Origin of the sequence: Prochlorococcus marinus CUG1415 (genome assembly GCF_017696015.1) — a bacterium.
Lineage (GTDB): Bacteria > Cyanobacteriota > Cyanobacteriia > PCC-6307 > Cyanobiaceae > Prochlorococcus_A > Prochlorococcus_A marinus_AE.
The window spans coordinates 710,325-726,193 of sequence record NZ_JAAORL010000001.1; the positions used below are offsets into that span (position 1 = coordinate 710,325).

Genomic DNA, 15,869 nt, shown 5'->3' on the forward strand with positions numbered 1-15,869 from the left:
AATATTATTATGATCCCTTTAGTTTTGGAAGAATCAGGTGGAAGTGAAAGAGTCTTTGATATTTATTCGAGATTATTAAGAGAGAGAATAATCTTTTTAGGGGAACAAGTTACTAGTGAAACTGCTAATAGGATTGTTGCTCAATTATTATTCCTAGAAGCAGAGGACCCCGAGAAGGATATTTATATGTATATAAATTCACCAGGCGGATCTGTCTATGATGGTTTAGGCATTTTTGATACAATGCAACATGTCAAGCCCGATATACATACGGTTTGTGTTGGTTTAGCAGCGAGTATGGGCGCTTTTTTGTTGGCGGCAGGTACTAAAGGCAAAAGAAGTAGCCTTAGACATTCAAGAATAATGATTCATCAACCACTTGGAGGCGCCAGAGGGCAAGCTAGTGACATAAGAATTCAGGCAGATGAAATTTTGTTCTTAAAAGAACGTCTGAATAATGAATTATCAGAGAGAACTGGTAAGGATTATGAAACTATCAAAGAAGATACTGATAGGGATTTTTATATGTCTCCAAATGAAGCCGTTGAGTACGGATTAATAGATCTAGTACTAGATAAGAAACCAGTTAAGGTTTAACTTAATAATTGAGGTGTTCTTTCCTTCTCAGGAATAGTGGTGAATTTGGAAAGAATACTCACAAATTCTTCACCATCTAATGTCTCTTTTTCAATTAATAAATCAACTATTTTATCCATAGCTTCTCTATTTTTGCTGACTATAGAGTAAGTTTCTTCATAACATTCCTTAACCATTACTCTTACACTTTCGTCGATTTGTTTGGAGATTGAATCAGAAATTTCACTTCTAGTCATCAAATCTCTACCCACAAAAACTTCTTGATTACCACCTTCTAAAGCTATCGGACCAAGATTACTCATTCCAAATCTTGTTACCATTTGACGCGCCATAGAAGCAACTTGTTGGAAATCACCACCGGCACCTGTTGTAATTTCACCTTTTCCAAAAACAACATCCTCAGCAGCTCTTCCTCCTAATGCGCCCATGATTCTAGCTTTGAGTTGAGCCCTGCTAATGAGAGTTTGTTCATCATCTGGAGTGAACCAAGTTAATCCCTTAGCTTGACCTCTTGGAATGACTGTAACTTTTTGAACAGGATCATGAGCTTTGACTAAAGAACCAATAAGAGCATGACCAACTTCGTGGTAAGCAATTAATCTTTTGCTTCTGCCATCTGTTAAAGGAGAACCCTCCATCCCAGCAACAATCCTATCTACAGAGTCATCAATTTCTGTAATGCCAATAGAATCTTTTCTTCTCCTGGCGGTTAAGATAGCAGCCTCATTTAATAAATTTGCTAAATCAGCTCCAGTGAAACCTGGGGTTCTTCTTGCAATACTTTCGAGTGTTAAATTATCTTGAAGTCTCTTGTTTCTCGCATGTACTTCAAGTATTGATAGTCTGCCCTTGATGTCTGGCGCGTCTACAGTTACCTGCCTGTCGAATCTACCTGGTCGCATAAGAGCTGAATCTAAAACGTCTGGTCTATTTGTGGCTGCGATGATTATTATGCCACTATTCCCTTCAAATCCATCCATTTCAGTGAGCAATTGGTTGAGAGTTTGTTCTCTCTCATCATTTCCACCTCCAATTCCTGCACCTCTTTGCCTTCCAACTGCATCAATTTCATCAATAAAAATTAGACAAGGACTATTTTCTTTGGCTCTTTTAAAAAGATCTCTTACTCTACTCGCACCAACACCAACAAACATCTCAACAAATTCAGAACCTGATAATGAAAAAAATGGTACATCAGCTTCTCCTGCAATTGCTTTTGCTAAGAGGGTTTTACCAGTTCCAGGAGGCCCCACCAATAAAACACCTTTGGGAATTCTTGCTCCCACGGAAGTAAATTTTTCTGGTTTCTTTAGAAAAGTGACAACCTCTTGTAAATCCTCTTTAGCTTCATTAACACCTGCAACGTCGTCAAAAACAACTCCTGTTTCAGCTTCCATTGCAAATCTAGCCTTTGTTTTCCCAAATTGCATTGCCTGGCCAGGCCCTCCAGGCATGCCATTCGATCTTCTAGCTAATAAAATTAAACCTCCAATCAAAATGGCTGGGAAAAGTAAATTACCCAAAATTCCTAATGCAGGTGGAGCCGTCTTAACAGGATGAACATCAAAACTAATCCCCTCATTTTTTAACTTGTTTATAAGTTCTGGTGTCAAGCCAGGAAGATCTACTCTCAATCTTTGAACCTTATTATCTAAATCCGAATCTATTGTTTCTATAACAGCATTTCTACCTCCTTCAAAAATATCAACTGATGTAACCCTTCCTGAATTAATGTAATCTAAGAATCTTCCATAACTAACTCTTGCTACCGCAGAATTTCTTGGTGCAATGGTTGTACCATTTGATTTAAGTGAATCAACATTATTAGAAGATAAAAGTTGGTAGGAAAGTGCAATTACTAAAAGTATAGGTAAAGCCCATAAAATTAATGTTTTAAATTTCTGATTCATTAATTTGTTAAATTTGTTTTTAGATTCTAGAATGATTCAGCTCATTTCGTTGATATTTTCTCTATCTTTATGCTTATATTACTCTTGGAGGTATTATATTTATTTATGAAATTTGAGATCAAAGATAAGGTTAAGTTGATTGCCCCAGTTTCCTATTTAAAGACTTCAGATAATATGCCAATGCTAAGACCTCCAGATTTAGTGGCGATTGATGAAATTGGAGAAATCCTATCAATAAAATCATTAAATACAGTTGAGGTAAAGTTTAGAAGAGGGGCCTTTTTGATCGACATTAATAAAATTGAGAAAATCTAATTTCTAAAGTTTTTCATCCACCTAGTATTAATTTCTAAACATAATTTTTTATTCCCAGAAATACAAAAAAAAGGTTTCGAAAAATATTTGTTAGTCAATTTAAGAATATCTAATGAAGAGATAGCGTCTATTTTTGAATTTAAATCGATTTCCGAAAAAGGAAATAATCCATAGCTAATTAATTGTATGTTCCGCTGTAAAATCTCATCTAATGATTGATTACTTACAAGAAAAGTACCTTTTAACTTTTCTTTAGCTAAAAATAGTTCAGCATCAATTAAAGGGTTTAAAAGTAAATTTTCCCATAAAGACGATAAAAGTTCAAAAGCAAAAAGAGCATTTTTATTGGATACTGATAAATAAACTAAAAATGGCGCATTCCCACTTCTGACAGGATTAAAAACTCCCAGATCGTATGTGATGCCATTTGTTTCCCTGAAAAGTTTAAATAAAGCAGAGCTCATTCCATAAGATAAATATGACTCCAAAACTTTAAGTGGCAAGTATTCACTACTTCTACGAGAACAAGTTTGGTTCCCTATCATTATGATTGTTTGATTTGATTCATTAATAATGTAATCAAATCTTTCCATATGGTCTAAATCATGATTTTGAATGCTTGATATCTCATTTGTGTCTTTTTGATCGATTGTCTCTAAATTTTCTCCCTTCACTTCCAAATTGTTTGAAATTATATACTTTTCTCGCATTGTGAAATTTTTAAATTCCCTTAAAACCTCTTCATGAGTAATACTTGAGACATCATTTTTATTACCAATTGTATTGAAAGCATAGGGATGTGTTGAGTAAACAATTTTTCTCCATTTCTCGAAACAATTATTGAATGGATTCTCTTTATCTTTTTTAATTAAATCCATAGAGGATTTTTTTACTTTTTGAAATTCAATTTCCGAAAGAATTGGCTTATTAACTATTAAATCTAATAGAGGAAGTAATTTGCTGAAATGTTCATTTAGGGATTTAATAGTTATAGAAATACCATCTTCAAATACTTCTTGATTTAATTCTGCTCCGTAGGATTCAATATATTCAGAAAGGACTAAATTATCAAAGCCTTCACATCCCCGTGTAAGTAATGAACAAAGAATCCTGTTTATTCCTCTTTTACTGATACTATCCATATCACTACCCCCTTTAATCCAAATAGAGGCAGTCGAAAAATTTCTTTTTTTATAATTTAAGAAATATCTTTTTATCATTTACTAGGAGATGCAATTAGAGTAAATTTATCTCTTCGGATATATTTAGTTATCTCTTTAAAATTATTTAAATCATTCCAATAGTTTAAATGACTTTCTAATTTTTTAAGCGAAGATTTCCTCCCCCAAAGTAGCTCATTTCCAAAGAATGAAGAAAGCTGTGTTGAGGTCTCTAAATTAAAGACATAATTGCTTTTTACAATATTTATGGATTTTCTTATTTCATTCAAAGTCAAAGTTTTATAGTCAAATATTTCATCTATTGTTTTATTTATTTGCTGCTCTACTAAATAGGTATCTTTGTTTTCAAAACTTGCTTCAATAATAAATAATCCGCCTAATTCTCCTGCATTTACATCTACATATATAGATTCAACAATATTTTTATCTTCTTTTAAAATTTTTACTAACCTGCTATTTCTCCCTACAGAAAGTATTGATGCTAATATTTCTAATCCAATAATATATTTTTGATTATTGAGGTTTGGGATAAACCAAGCCATAAATATCCTTGAAAATTCTAAATTATCAAACTTAATCACCTCTCTTCCTTTTCTAATTTGCAAGTCAGGTTTACTTTTTTTTAGATTTGTAAAATTTGAATCCTTAAGTATTGGTCTTTTATTTATCCCAGATAAATCACTTTTTTTAAATGTCTTATAAATATCTTCTGAGAGATTTCCCGCAATGGCAATACAAATTTTATCGCATGTGTAATGATTACGATGAAATTTTTTAAGATCATTTATCTCTAATTTTTTAATACTTTGTTCAGTTCCTAATATTGAATTGGCATAATTGGAACTTAACCAAACCCTATTTAAAAAGTAATTAAATAATTTTTCTTCAGGCTGATCATTTTGTTGTTTTATTTCATCAATGACTACGCCTTTTTCTTTTGTGAATTCATCAATATTAAAATTTGGAGAAACAATTATGTTTGTCAAAAGGACAAGTGATTCTCTAAAGTTATTCGGGGGGATGAGGACATGGTAGTGTACATCATCATAACCTGTTGAAGCATTGCTTAAACCTCCAAGTGATTCAATTTTATGATCAAATTCACCTGGCATTATTTTGTTAGAGCCTTTAAAAATCATATGTTCTAGAAAATGAGCAGTGCCGTTTTTATCAACCTCCTCAAATGAAGAACCTGCTTTGCACCAAATATCAATGCTTATAAGCGGCAATTCTTTATTATCCACAAATACACATCTTGTTTTGCTTGAATGGGTGTAGTAGCTAACGTTCCCTACATTCATTTAAAATCTCTCTTTAATTCTATTTTGATCCTTTTTAATCTTGTTGTCTGAATCTTTAACTAAAACTAAATTAACAGACCCTCTTATTTTGAACTTGTTACAAAATATAAGAGAGCACAGATCCATGCTTGAAAACCTTAAGAGTATAAAGATTGATCCAAAGCTTACCAATATAGTTTCCAACGAAATAGGTAAAGAACTATTCATAGAAAACGAATTTCATAAAGCGAAAGGATTTAGAAAGTTACATATCGAAGTGGCAGAATTTTCAAGAAATCTTAAAATTTTACACTGTGTTTTTTTTCCTGATCCGAAGTTTGATATCCCAATTTTTGGTATGGATTTAGTTAAAATAAATGATATTGTTTCTGCTGCAATTGTTGATTTATCGCCTGCATCTAAAAATCAAGATGTCAAATACGAAAATCTTCTTTCTGCAGTAGATAAAAGTTCTTTCACCTTATTGCGGGAGATTCCTAAATGGGGGGAGATATTTTCTAAAAATGTATTTTTTGCTTCTTTAAAAAACGATTCAGAAAAAAATGCTTTTTGCAAGATAGTTAATCAATACCTCTCTATTTTAATCAAATTAAGTAGAGAAGCCAGACCCGAATTTAATAAGGAAATTATTCAAGAGAGAAAAAATTATCAAAAAAATTATTGTTTGCAACAGATGAAGAATGAAAAGACGAGTATGGTTCTCTTAAAATATTTTGATGAAAAATGGGTAAATAATTATATAAAAACTGTACTATTTGATTTCTAATGCGTCTAAAAACATACAAAAAGTTTTTTATTAGTGTGTTTTTATTAACACCATTATCTCTTGGGATTATTTCCTGCTCAGGCAATAATAAATCAAGTCCTAGATTAAAAGAGGAAATAACTGCAAATTTCATACCCCCCATTACAGCTGTTGCGGCACTGGGTCAACTTTCTCCTTCGGGAGAAGTCAGGCAATTGGCAGCTCCCGTAAGTCAGTTTGGTTCGTCTCCTCGAATAACTGAACTTTTAGTAAATGAAGGAGATTTTGTGAAGAAGGATGATGTGCTTGCAATTTTCGAAAACAGAGAAAAGTTAATCTCAGATCTTGATATGCATAATAAATTAATCGATACTGTTAACCATGAAATTTCCTTAAAGAAAGATCAAATTAAGAGGTATGAATTAGCTTTGAGCAAAGATGTATATTCTTTTGTACAGTTGTCGCAGAGAAAAGACGAATTGTTAAAATTGCAAAAACAAAAAATAACCTACATCGGAGATAAAAAAAATATCGAGATAGATTTATTTAACTCAGAATTAAGGAGCCCCATCGATGGTTTTATACTCGAAATAAATACAAGAGTTGGGGAGAGGCCAACAAATAAAGGAATCTTGGATATTGGCTCTAGTCAAAAGATGGAGGCTCTAATAGAGGTTTATGAATCAGATATTGATAGAGTCTTTTTGTCTCAGAATGTTGAATTGAGCAGTGAGAATGGTGGCTTCAAAGAAATTCTAAAAGGCAAGGTTATAAGGATAAGTCCTCAGGTTAAACAAAGAAAAGTTTTATCAACTGATCCAACTGGGGATGCTGATTCTCGTATTGTCGAAGTACTTGTAAAACTAGATAAAGAATCTATGGAGCTTGTGCAATATTTCTCAGGGATGAAAGTGATAGCAAAATTTATTCCCTAATGCATTTTTCTCTTTTAAAATTCAGAAAAATACCGTTAGCTTGGTTATTATTGACAAGGCAACCATTAAGGTTGATGGTCGCAATTGCAGGGATAAGTTTTGCTGGAATTTTGATGTTTATGCAACTTGGTTTCAGAGATGGTTTATTTGATACGAGCGTAACTATCCATAAACTTTTAGATGCTGATCTAGTTTTAATAAGTCCCAGATCGAAAAGTTCTATTAGCATGAGTGGATTTCCAAAAAGAAGATTGATTCAAACTCTAGCTGTAGAAGATGTAGAAAAAACTGCTCCAGTAAATTTAAATTATTTACTATGGAGAAATCCCGAAAATCTTAAAACTAGATCGATACTTGCTTTAGGCTTTAACCCCTCCGATTCACTTCTATTAGATGATGGTTTCTCAAAAAAAGCTTATAAATTAAGAAATCCATCAAGAGTACTATTTGACAAACTTTCTAGGCCCGAATTTGGACCAATTGAAGAATGGTTTTTATCAGATCAAAAAGTTGAAACTGAGGTTGCAGGAAAAAGAGTAATTGTGGAAGGTCTTGTCGAATTGGGACCATCTTTCGGTGCAGATGGTAATTTAATAACTAGCAGAGAAACTTTTTTAAGACTTTTTCCTGCAAATCCTCCAGGGAGTATAGAAATTGGTTTAGTAAAGCTTAGAAAAGGATCTGATCATGAATTAATTTCTAGAATTTTAAATAACTCACTCCCAAATGATGTACGTGTTTTAACAAAAAATCAATTTATAGAATTTGAGAAGAATTATTGGAAAAATAGTACTGCAATAGGTTTTATATTTAGTTTGGGAGCTTTGATGGGTTTTGTTGTAGGTTGTGTGGTTGTTTATCAAATACTTTATAGTGACGTTACTGACCACCTCGCAGAGTATGCGACCTTATTGGCGATGGGGTATAGACTGAAGTCTTTATTTTTTGTCGTTGCAAGAGAGGGATTTTTGTTGGCATTTTTTGGTTATTTACCTGCTTATTTCGCTGGTCAAATACTTTATTCAGTTATAAGAAACTCTACTAAGCTCCCAATAATAATGGATGCAGATAAAACGATTTTGATTTTTGTATTAGTTTTAGTTATGTGTATGGGCTCTGCTGGTATTGCTATGCGTAAATTAGTTGATGCTGATCCAGCTGAAATTTTTTAATAATTAAGAATATTAATGGTTAAAGCTGATAAATCAAAAAATAACACTAAGATCTTAAAAACTGTTTCAATAAATAATTTGAGTCATTTTTATGGAAAAAATGAAAATAAAAAACAAGTCCTTAATAATGTTAATTTAAATATTGATAAAGGAGAATTGGTTCTTTTAAAAGGACCTTCTGGATGTGGCAAAACAACTCTTTTAACCTTAATTGGTGCTTTGAGAACCTGTCAAAGTGGAGATTTAACTGTATTAAATAATCAGTTAAATGGAGCATCAAGAAAAACGCGTCAGATTCTTAGAAGAAGTATTGGGATGATTTTTCAAGGTCACAATCTGTTGAGATGTTTAACAGCCGAACAAAATGTTCAAATGGGTGCCGATTTAATAAAAGGGCTAACATATTTGCAAAGACGTGAAATTGCAAGAAATTGGTTGTCAGCAGTAGGGTTAGAAGAACATTACAAGAAGTTGCCCAATGACTTATCTGGAGGGCAAAAACAGAGAGTAGCAATTGCTCGAGCGTTATCAGCTAATCCAAAACTTTTACTTGCTGATGAGCCGACTTCTGCTTTAGATAGCATTACAGGAAGGGAAATAGTTACCCTTTTAAGAAAATTAGCAAAAGAACAAAATTGCTCTGTACTTATGGTGACTCACGATCCAAGAATTTCTGATATGGCTGATAGGATATTAAATATGGAAGATGGTAAAATATATAGTGCCCATAGTGAGCTAGTATAGTTAAAAGTTAAAAATTTCATGTCAAAGAGAAGGAATTTAAAAAAAGAAAAGCAAGAACGTAATCGAGCATATGCCAGAAAGTTCAAAAAAAGGAAATTAAGAGCTGACGGAAGACCTGATGGTGGAAATGTTACAGGTACAGCAAATAATGGCGGGGCAGCTGATTAGGAAAAATCTCTTATTTTTATCTTTCTGAGTTCTTTTATAATGAATATTTAAAGTGTGATCATGAATGTAAGTATTGTTATACCGACTTACAATAGAAAACCTATTTTAGAGAAATGTCTTGTTGCGCTAGAGAATCAGAAATTAAATAAAAATACTAGTAATTATGAAATTATAGTAGTTGATGATGGATCTACTGATGGAACAAGCTCGTGGATAAAAAAAAATAAAGCTAATCTTCCACACGTTGTCCTATTTGAACAAGAACATAGTGGACCTGCACTAGGAAGAAATCTTGGAGTAATTAAATCAAAATATGAAATTATTATATTTATTGATAGTGATCTAATTGTTTTAGATAATTTTATAACTTGCCATGTAGATCAATTACTTTCCTTTTGGAGGAAAAATAATAAGAAGTGTTTTACCTATGGTACTGTGATCAATACATCTAATTTTCTATATCCTCAGAGTGAAAAACATAAAATCATAGATACTTCTTTTGCCTACTTCGCTACTGGAAATGTCGCGATATCAAAAGAATTGATTTTAAGTGTTGGCTTATTTGATACTTCTTTTAGCCTTTATGGTTGGGAGGATTTGGAACTAGGAGAAAGATTAAAAAAAATAGGGACAAAATTAATTAAATGTCCTAATGCAGTAGGTTTTCATTGGCATCCACCTTTTAATTGCGATCAAATAGAATCATTGATAAATCAAGAAAAAGAGAGGGCAAAGATGGCATTAATTTTTTATAAAAAACATCCAAATTTGAGGGTTAGATTTATGATTCAATTAACTCCTCTTCATATTTTACTTTGGCAGTTCCTTTGCCTAGGAGGAATAATTAGTGTTGATAGAATCCTACCATTACTTAGATTTTTAGTTAGTTTAAGAAGACATAGACTTGCACTTGAGATACTTAGGCTCCCATTAAATTTGATTTACATTAAGCAGTTAACCAAATCAAGATAAAAAACTTTTAGAAATACACATCACTTGCTACAATTATTAAAATTAAATCCACACATCTGACAGTTTCGGGTGAATTATTAATTTAAATTCCCCGTCAGATGGAGGCTAACCCGAAACCTTTAAATTATGGCTGTTGTATCACTATCTGAAATGATGGAAGCTGGTGCTCATTTTGGGCATCAAACTAGGCGTTGGAATCCCAAAATGTCTAAGTATATATATTGTGCGAGAAATGGAGTACATATTATTGATCTTGTAAAAACAGCATTATGTATGAATAATGCATACAAATGGACAAGGAACGCAGCAAAAAGTGGTAAACGTTTCCTATTTGTTGGGACAAAAAAACAGGCTTCAGACGTAGTTGCCCAAGAAGCAACTCGATGCGGAGCTGCATATGTAAATCAAAGATGGCTTGGGGGAATGCTGACAAATTGGACAACCATGAAGGCTAGAATTGAAAGATTGAAGGAACTAGAAAGAATGGAAAGTAGTGGTTTGATTGCAATGAGGCCTAAAAAAGAAGCTGCAGTTCTAAGGAGAGAACTAGAAAGATTACAAAAATACTTGGGGGGACTTAAGGGTATGAGGAGATTACCAGACGTAGTGGTTTTGGTTGATCAGAGAAGAGAATCAAACGCAGTTCTAGAAGCTAGAAAATTAGATATCTCATTAGTATCAATGTTGGATACTAACTGTGATCCAGATTTGTGTGAAGTACCAATTCCATGTAACGACGATGCCGTTAGATCTGTTCAACTTATTTTAGGAAGACTTGCAGATGCCATTAATGAAGGCAGGAAGGGATCAAATGCCGAAAGAAAAAATTAAATTTTAATTTAAAACTTACTAATCACTATTTTTATTAATTCAATGGCAAACATTACAGCAAAACTCGTAAAAGATCTTAGAGATAAGACTGGTGCAGGAATGATGGATTGCAAAAAAGCTCTTAAAGAAACTGATGGAAATGTTGATAAAGCTTTGGAATGGTTAAGAAAGAAAGGTATAGCTAGTGCTGAAAAGAAGTCCGGAAGAGTTGCGGCTGAAGGCTCTATTGGTAGTTATATACATACAGGATCAAGAGTTGGAGTTCTACTAGAATTAAATTGTGAAACTGATTTTGTTGCTAGAGGTGATAAATTTCAGTCTCTGTTGAAGGATGTCTCAATGCAGGTGGCAGCTTGCCCGAATGTTGAGTATGTCTCAATTGATGAAATACCAGAAGATGTTGTGGATAAAGAAAAGCAGATTGAAATGGGGAGAGATGATTTATCAGGAAAACCAGAACAAATTAAAGAAAAAATAGTTGAAGGGAGAATAGCGAAAAGACTTAATGAGATGGTTTTGCTTTCACAACCTTATATTAAAGATAGTTCTCTTACTGTTGAGGATCTTGTTAAACAAGCAGCCGCAACAATTGGAGAAAATATCAAAGTAAGACGATTTACAAGATATACGTTGGGTGAAGGTATCGAAAAAAATCAAATGGACTTCGCTGAAGAAGTTGCATCAATGAAATCAAACTAGTTACTTGAATAATTTGAATAATTACGAAGAAATAGATAAAATTAATTCTCAATTAGAGAGAGCAGATATACAAAAAAGAAGATTAATTCGTAATATATATATGGAATATGAACTTTATCTTAATCTTGTAAGAGATCTATTATGCATTTCTGTAGAAAAAGGGCTTTACGAATTATCTATTTCTCTATCAATTAAAGATGATTTCATAAATTCAAATGAACTTTTTTCTCTCTTTGAAAAAAAAATAAGCAAACTTATTTATAAAAAATTACCTTTAATAACAGTAGAACAATTAAAAATAAATAAAATTGAAAAAAACATCAACAAGGAGATTAATTTTAATAGTTTAGGAAGGTCCCCAAAAATAAAGCATGATCAAAAAGAGAAATTTCAAAATGAAGATGTTTGTCAATTTGAAGAACATTTTCAGTTTCAGATTAGTGAAGATATTTCTAATACCTCTGAATATTATCAAGTTGAAAATCATGATAAATTCGTATCACTTGATTTAGATAAGAATGACCATATTAATTATTTATCTAATAACAATGTTATTGAAAATATAGGTGTAGAAAAACAATTTATTTCCTCCATATTAGAATTAATAGATGAAGTTAAGGTTAAAAACCCAAGACATGCTGAGAACTACAATATCAATCAAATGGATATTGCTCCCAAACATCAGAGTCTTAAAAACTTAGATTTAATTGACAAGTCATTGAATAATCTATTATTAAATCTTTCATACAAAATTAACTTAGAATTATTTAAGGCCAATCTAATAAAAAGGATTATATCTCAAGATTCCTTTGAGTACTTAGTAGGCAAAAATTTAATGATAAAATATCCAAATCCTTTTGTAGTCAATTTCGAATTCAATATAAATCATTCATCATCAAATAGCGAAAGTCCTCCAAGTATTATTTTCTTTAATATATCTACTGTTGAGTTGGAATTTAAAAATTTAAATCTTTCTATCCAAAGGAATAAAATAAATGAGCTTAAAAATCAATTTCAGCGTTTGATTAAAAAAGAAAGATACTGGAGGCAAAAAGAAATAACTTTGAATAAAATACGTTGAAAAAATAAATCTTTTTCAGATGTGACTAGTAGCGGGAACAATAAATTAATTAAGGATTGGATAAGACCTCTTCAGAAGTCTCTAACCATTGAAACGGAAAGTAAATTTATTAATACATTAGGAAGGACAAAATATTTTAATGATTATTTGTATGAATCATTGACAAAACTAGAAAATCTAAATCTCTCAGACGAATATCTGAGGATATTTAATGAATTTTCCAAAAAATATATTGAATATAATAAATTAGAAGTTAATCAAAGAAAAAGATTAATTATAGATACAAGAAAAAGTCTTTATAAACTTGGTAAAACTTTAGAAATAGAAAATTCTAATAATATTTCTAATACATTTATTTTGAATAAAATTGATTCAAGTTTATCTCTTGATTCAGATATAGCTTTAATAAAAAATGTTGGCAAAGTTTATAAAAATAAGCTTAATGAATTAGGTGTTTTTAATATAAAAGACCTAATTAATTATTTCCCACGAACATATTTAGACTATACGAACAGAGTTAAGATAATAAATCTAAAACCAGATAATTTATATACTTGCATCGCTAATATTAAAAGATTTTATATTTATAAAAGTAAAAAGAATAGTAATTTATCAATAATGAACATTGTAGTTTCTGATGAAACTTCTTCTATAAAGGTTACAAAATTTTTTTTAGGAAGGCGATTCCGATCTTATTCCTTCTTCGCTTCTCAAAAATCTTTGTATACTTTGGGTACTAAATTAGCGATATCCGGCAAGGTTAAATTGACAGAGTATGGCAAAACTTTTGTAGATCCCCAGATTGAGATTCTTAAGGATAATAATGATAATTTTAATTTCTCTGGAAAAATATTACCCTTATATTCATTAGCTGAAGCATTAACAAATATGAGTTTTATAAAACTCATGAAAAAGGTACTAATCTATGCAAAGCAATATCCTGAAATTTTAAATAAAAAGCAACTTGATGCATTGTCTTTATTATCTAAAGGAGATTCTTTGATCAATATTCATTTACCACCAACTCAAAAGGCACTTATTGAGTCAAAAAAACGTTTGGTTTTTGATGAGTTGTTCCTTCTGCAACTAAAGTTCCTACTTAGAAAAAGAAAGACGAAAAAAAATATAGTTGCCAAACAATTTCCTCAAAAAAAATCTTTACTAAAAGAATTTTTAAATACTTTCCCTTTTGAATTAACAAAATCTCAAGTCAAAGTTTTAAATGAAATCAAGAATGATTTAGCTAATCCCGTTCCAATGTCGAGACTGCTTCAGGGAGATGTGGGAAGTGGTAAAACTATTATTGCAATAGCATCTCTTTTAATTGTTATTGAAAAAAATTTACAAGGTGCTTTTATGGCCCCTACTGAAGTATTGGCAGAACAACATTATAAAAATTTATTAAAGTATTTGAACCCACTTTTAGTGTCTATTGAGCTTCTTACAGGGAATACTCCTCAAAAAAAGAGAAAAGAAATTCTCTCTAATTTGAACAATGGACTAGTTGATATCCTTGTAGGTACTCATGCATTATTTGAAGATAAAGTCATCTTTAATTCATTAGGGATGGTAGTAATTGATGAACAACATAGGTTTGGCGTGACTCAAAGAAATAGATTGCTAAAAAAAGGCGAGAATACTAACTTGTTATCAATGACAGCAACTCCAATTCCAAGAACTCTTGCGCTTTCTATTTATGGAGATTTAGATGTTAGTCAAATTACAGAACTTCCTCCTGGAAGAATTCCTATAACTACAAAAATAATTTCAGAAGATGATTTGACTAGTTTGTTCAAGATTGTTGAAGATGAGATCACTAAGGGAAGGCAAGCTTATGTAATTTTGCCACTGATAGAAGATTCAGAAAAAATGAATTTAAGGTCTGCAAAGAAAACATTTAAACATTTATCAGAAGAGGTTTTTTTTAAGAAAAAAGTTGGATTATTACATGGGAAATTAAATTCACAAGAAAAGAACGAAGTGATTAATTCTTTTTTAAAAAATGAAATTAATATATTGGTTTCAACTACAGTAATTGAGGTTGGGATTGATGTGCCTAATGCCACTATTATGATTATTTATAACTCGGAAAGATTTGGATTGTCTCAACTACATCAATTAAGGGGAAGAGTTGGTAGGGGATCAACCAAGTCTTTTTGTTATCTAGTAACCTCGGATAAAAATGGATTAGAAAATAAGCGATTATGTGTTTTGCAAACATCTAATGATGGTTTTTATATCGCCGAGAAAGACTTGGAGCTTAGAGGCCCAGGTCAGATTTTAGGATATAGACAATCTGGATTACCTGATTTTGTATTGGACAATTTACCTAACAATAAATTCCTAATTGAAAAGGCAAGAGAAGAGGCTATTAGGGTTATTAATAATGATCCTGATTTAAAAGAAAATATAGTTTTAAGGAATATATTAATTGATAATTCTGATAATAAATTCATTCATGATTTCTTGAATTGAAAAATATTATTGTCATTTTTTTAATATATGCAAATATAAATTAATTACAAATTTTAATTGAAAATTTGGAATAAAATACCAATTGAAGAGAATGGAGATAAATTAATATCTATACCTAGCTACTTCAATTTTTTTGATCCCCACCCTTACTTTAATTTAGGAGCACCATATAAAGATAAAACTGCTCTTTGGAAATTAAGAAAGGAGGTCGTAAATAGATTAGTAAAAGTAAATGATTATTTGATATCTAAGAATAGTTTTTACCTTTTAATTTATGACGGTTGGCGACCTTTAGAAGTACAAGAATTTATGTTTAAAAGAGCCTTTTCTTTAGAGTGTGAAAAATTGGATATTGATGTTTCTATAGAAAATATGAAATCTTATCCATATATTTTAAAAAAAGTTGAAAAATTTTGGGCATATCCTTCTTTCGACTCTAATTGTCCTCCTCCTCATTCAACTGGTGGAGCATTGGATGTTTGTTTATCAGATAAATACGGAAATCTTGTTGAAATGGGAAGCCAAGTTGATCAAATGGATAATTCTTCAATTCCTAATTTTTATGAAAAAGTTAATAGTGAAGAAGCAATTATTTGGAATAGTAGAAGAAATTTATTAAGAGAAATTATGTCTAAATTTGGCTTCACTCAACATCCAAATGAATGGTGGCATTTTAGTTATGGTGATCAATTATGGGCTTGGAAAAACAAAAAAGAAAATGCCCTCTATGGAAAAATCTAAAT

At 31.3% G+C, this 15,869-nt stretch carries 16 protein-coding genes; 13 read left to right on the forward strand and 3 right to left on the reverse strand.

Annotated features, from left to right (window positions below; translation table 11 throughout):
- Positions 1 to 6 precede the first annotated feature (6 nt).
- The gene (gene clpP, locus HA143_RS04065; protein ID WP_348534777.1) at positions 7 to 597 is read left to right on the forward strand and encodes an ATP-dependent Clp endopeptidase proteolytic subunit ClpP; all 591 of its coding nucleotides are present in this window, start codon (positions 7 to 9) and stop codon (positions 595 to 597) included.
- Here clpP and ftsH read toward each other — a convergent pair.
- Positions 594 to 2,507: an ATP-dependent zinc metalloprotease FtsH gene (gene ftsH / locus HA143_RS04070; protein WP_209083350.1), complete on the reverse strand. Its 1,914-nt coding sequence runs from the start codon at positions 2,505 to 2,507 to the stop codon at positions 594 to 596. The two genes, clpP and ftsH, sit on opposite strands and share 4 nt — an antisense overlap.
- Before the next feature lie 105 nt (positions 2,508 to 2,612).
- Between ftsH and HA143_RS04075 the strand changes: the two genes are divergently transcribed.
- Positions 2,613 to 2,822: an NAD(P)H dehydrogenase assembly family protein gene (locus HA143_RS04075; protein ID WP_209083351.1), complete on the forward strand. Its 210-nt coding sequence runs from the start codon at positions 2,613 to 2,615 to the stop codon at positions 2,820 to 2,822.
- On the opposite strand, the gene HA143_RS04080 is transcribed toward HA143_RS04075, so the two are convergent.
- The gene (locus HA143_RS04080) at positions 2,819 to 4,042 is read right to left on the reverse strand and encodes a M16 family metallopeptidase (protein WP_209083352.1); all 1,224 of its coding nucleotides are present in this window, start codon (positions 4,040 to 4,042) and stop codon (positions 2,819 to 2,821) included. The genes HA143_RS04075 and HA143_RS04080 overlap by 4 nt on opposite strands.
- Positions 4,039 to 5,304 carry a M16 family metallopeptidase gene (locus tag HA143_RS04085; RefSeq protein ID WP_209083353.1) on the reverse strand — a complete coding sequence of 422 codons (1,266 nt, stop codon included), beginning with the start codon at positions 5,302 to 5,304 and terminating at the stop codon, positions 4,039 to 4,041. Before HA143_RS04085 ends, HA143_RS04080 begins: the two co-directional genes overlap by 4 nt.
- A 40-nt stretch (positions 5,305 to 5,344) precedes the next feature.
- Here HA143_RS04085 and HA143_RS04090 point away from each other — a divergent pair, with 40 nt between their 5' ends.
- The 11 genes from HA143_RS04090 to HA143_RS04140 all read left to right on the forward strand — a co-directional run bounded on the left by HA143_RS04090 (position 5,345) and on the right by HA143_RS04140 (position 15,867).
- Positions 5,345 to 6,070, forward strand: coding sequence for a phycocyanobilin:ferredoxin oxidoreductase (locus tag HA143_RS04090; RefSeq protein ID WP_209083354.1), 726 nt, complete (start codon positions 5,345 to 5,347; stop codon positions 6,068 to 6,070).
- The gene (locus HA143_RS04095; protein ID WP_209083355.1) at positions 6,070 to 6,984 is read left to right on the forward strand and encodes an HlyD family efflux transporter periplasmic adaptor subunit; all 915 of its coding nucleotides are present in this window, start codon (positions 6,070 to 6,072) and stop codon (positions 6,982 to 6,984) included. The genes HA143_RS04090 and HA143_RS04095 overlap by 1 nt, the downstream gene beginning before the upstream one ends.
- Positions 6,984 to 8,156 carry an ABC transporter permease DevC gene (gene devC, locus HA143_RS04100; RefSeq protein WP_209083356.1) on the forward strand — a complete coding sequence of 391 codons (1,173 nt, stop codon included), beginning with the start codon at positions 6,984 to 6,986 and terminating at the stop codon, positions 8,154 to 8,156. Before HA143_RS04095 ends, devC begins: the two co-directional genes overlap by 1 nt.
- Before the next feature lie 15 nt (positions 8,157 to 8,171).
- Positions 8,172 to 8,900 carry a DevA family ABC transporter ATP-binding protein gene (locus tag HA143_RS04105; protein WP_209083357.1) on the forward strand — a complete coding sequence of 243 codons (729 nt, stop codon included), beginning with the start codon at positions 8,172 to 8,174 and terminating at the stop codon, positions 8,898 to 8,900.
- A gap of 18 nt (positions 8,901 to 8,918) precedes the next feature.
- Positions 8,919 to 9,068 (forward strand): hypothetical protein, encoded by a 150-nt coding sequence (locus tag HA143_RS04110; protein ID WP_209083358.1) that lies wholly within the window; start codon positions 8,919 to 8,921, stop codon positions 9,066 to 9,068.
- A gap of 60 nt (positions 9,069 to 9,128) precedes the next feature.
- Positions 9,129 to 10,040: a glycosyltransferase family 2 protein gene (locus HA143_RS04115; protein ID WP_209083359.1), complete on the forward strand. Its 912-nt coding sequence runs from the start codon at positions 9,129 to 9,131 to the stop codon at positions 10,038 to 10,040.
- A gap of 126 nt (positions 10,041 to 10,166) precedes the next feature.
- The gene (rpsB, locus tag HA143_RS04120) at positions 10,167 to 10,871 is read left to right on the forward strand and encodes a 30S ribosomal protein S2 (protein ID WP_209083360.1); all 705 of its coding nucleotides are present in this window, start codon (positions 10,167 to 10,169) and stop codon (positions 10,869 to 10,871) included.
- Positions 10,872 to 10,913: 42 nt separating this feature from the next.
- Complete coding sequence (gene tsf, locus HA143_RS04125) at positions 10,914 to 11,570, forward strand: translation elongation factor Ts (RefSeq protein WP_209083361.1); 657 nt, start codon at positions 10,914 to 10,916, stop codon at positions 11,568 to 11,570.
- Between the two features lie 13 nt (positions 11,571 to 11,583).
- Positions 11,584 to 12,651 carry an adenylate cyclase gene (locus tag HA143_RS04130; protein WP_245210852.1) on the forward strand — a complete coding sequence of 356 codons (1,068 nt, stop codon included), beginning with the start codon at positions 11,584 to 11,586 and terminating at the stop codon, positions 12,649 to 12,651.
- A 21-nt stretch (positions 12,652 to 12,672) separates the two neighbouring features.
- Entirely contained in the window at positions 12,673 to 15,126 is a 2,454-nt protein-coding gene (recG, locus tag HA143_RS04135) for an ATP-dependent DNA helicase RecG (protein WP_209083363.1), read from the forward strand.
- A 57-nt stretch (positions 15,127 to 15,183) separates the two neighbouring features.
- Entirely contained in the window at positions 15,184 to 15,867 is a 684-nt protein-coding gene (locus HA143_RS04140) for a M15 family metallopeptidase (RefSeq protein WP_209083364.1), read from the forward strand.
- Positions 15,868 to 15,869 lie beyond the last annotated feature (2 nt).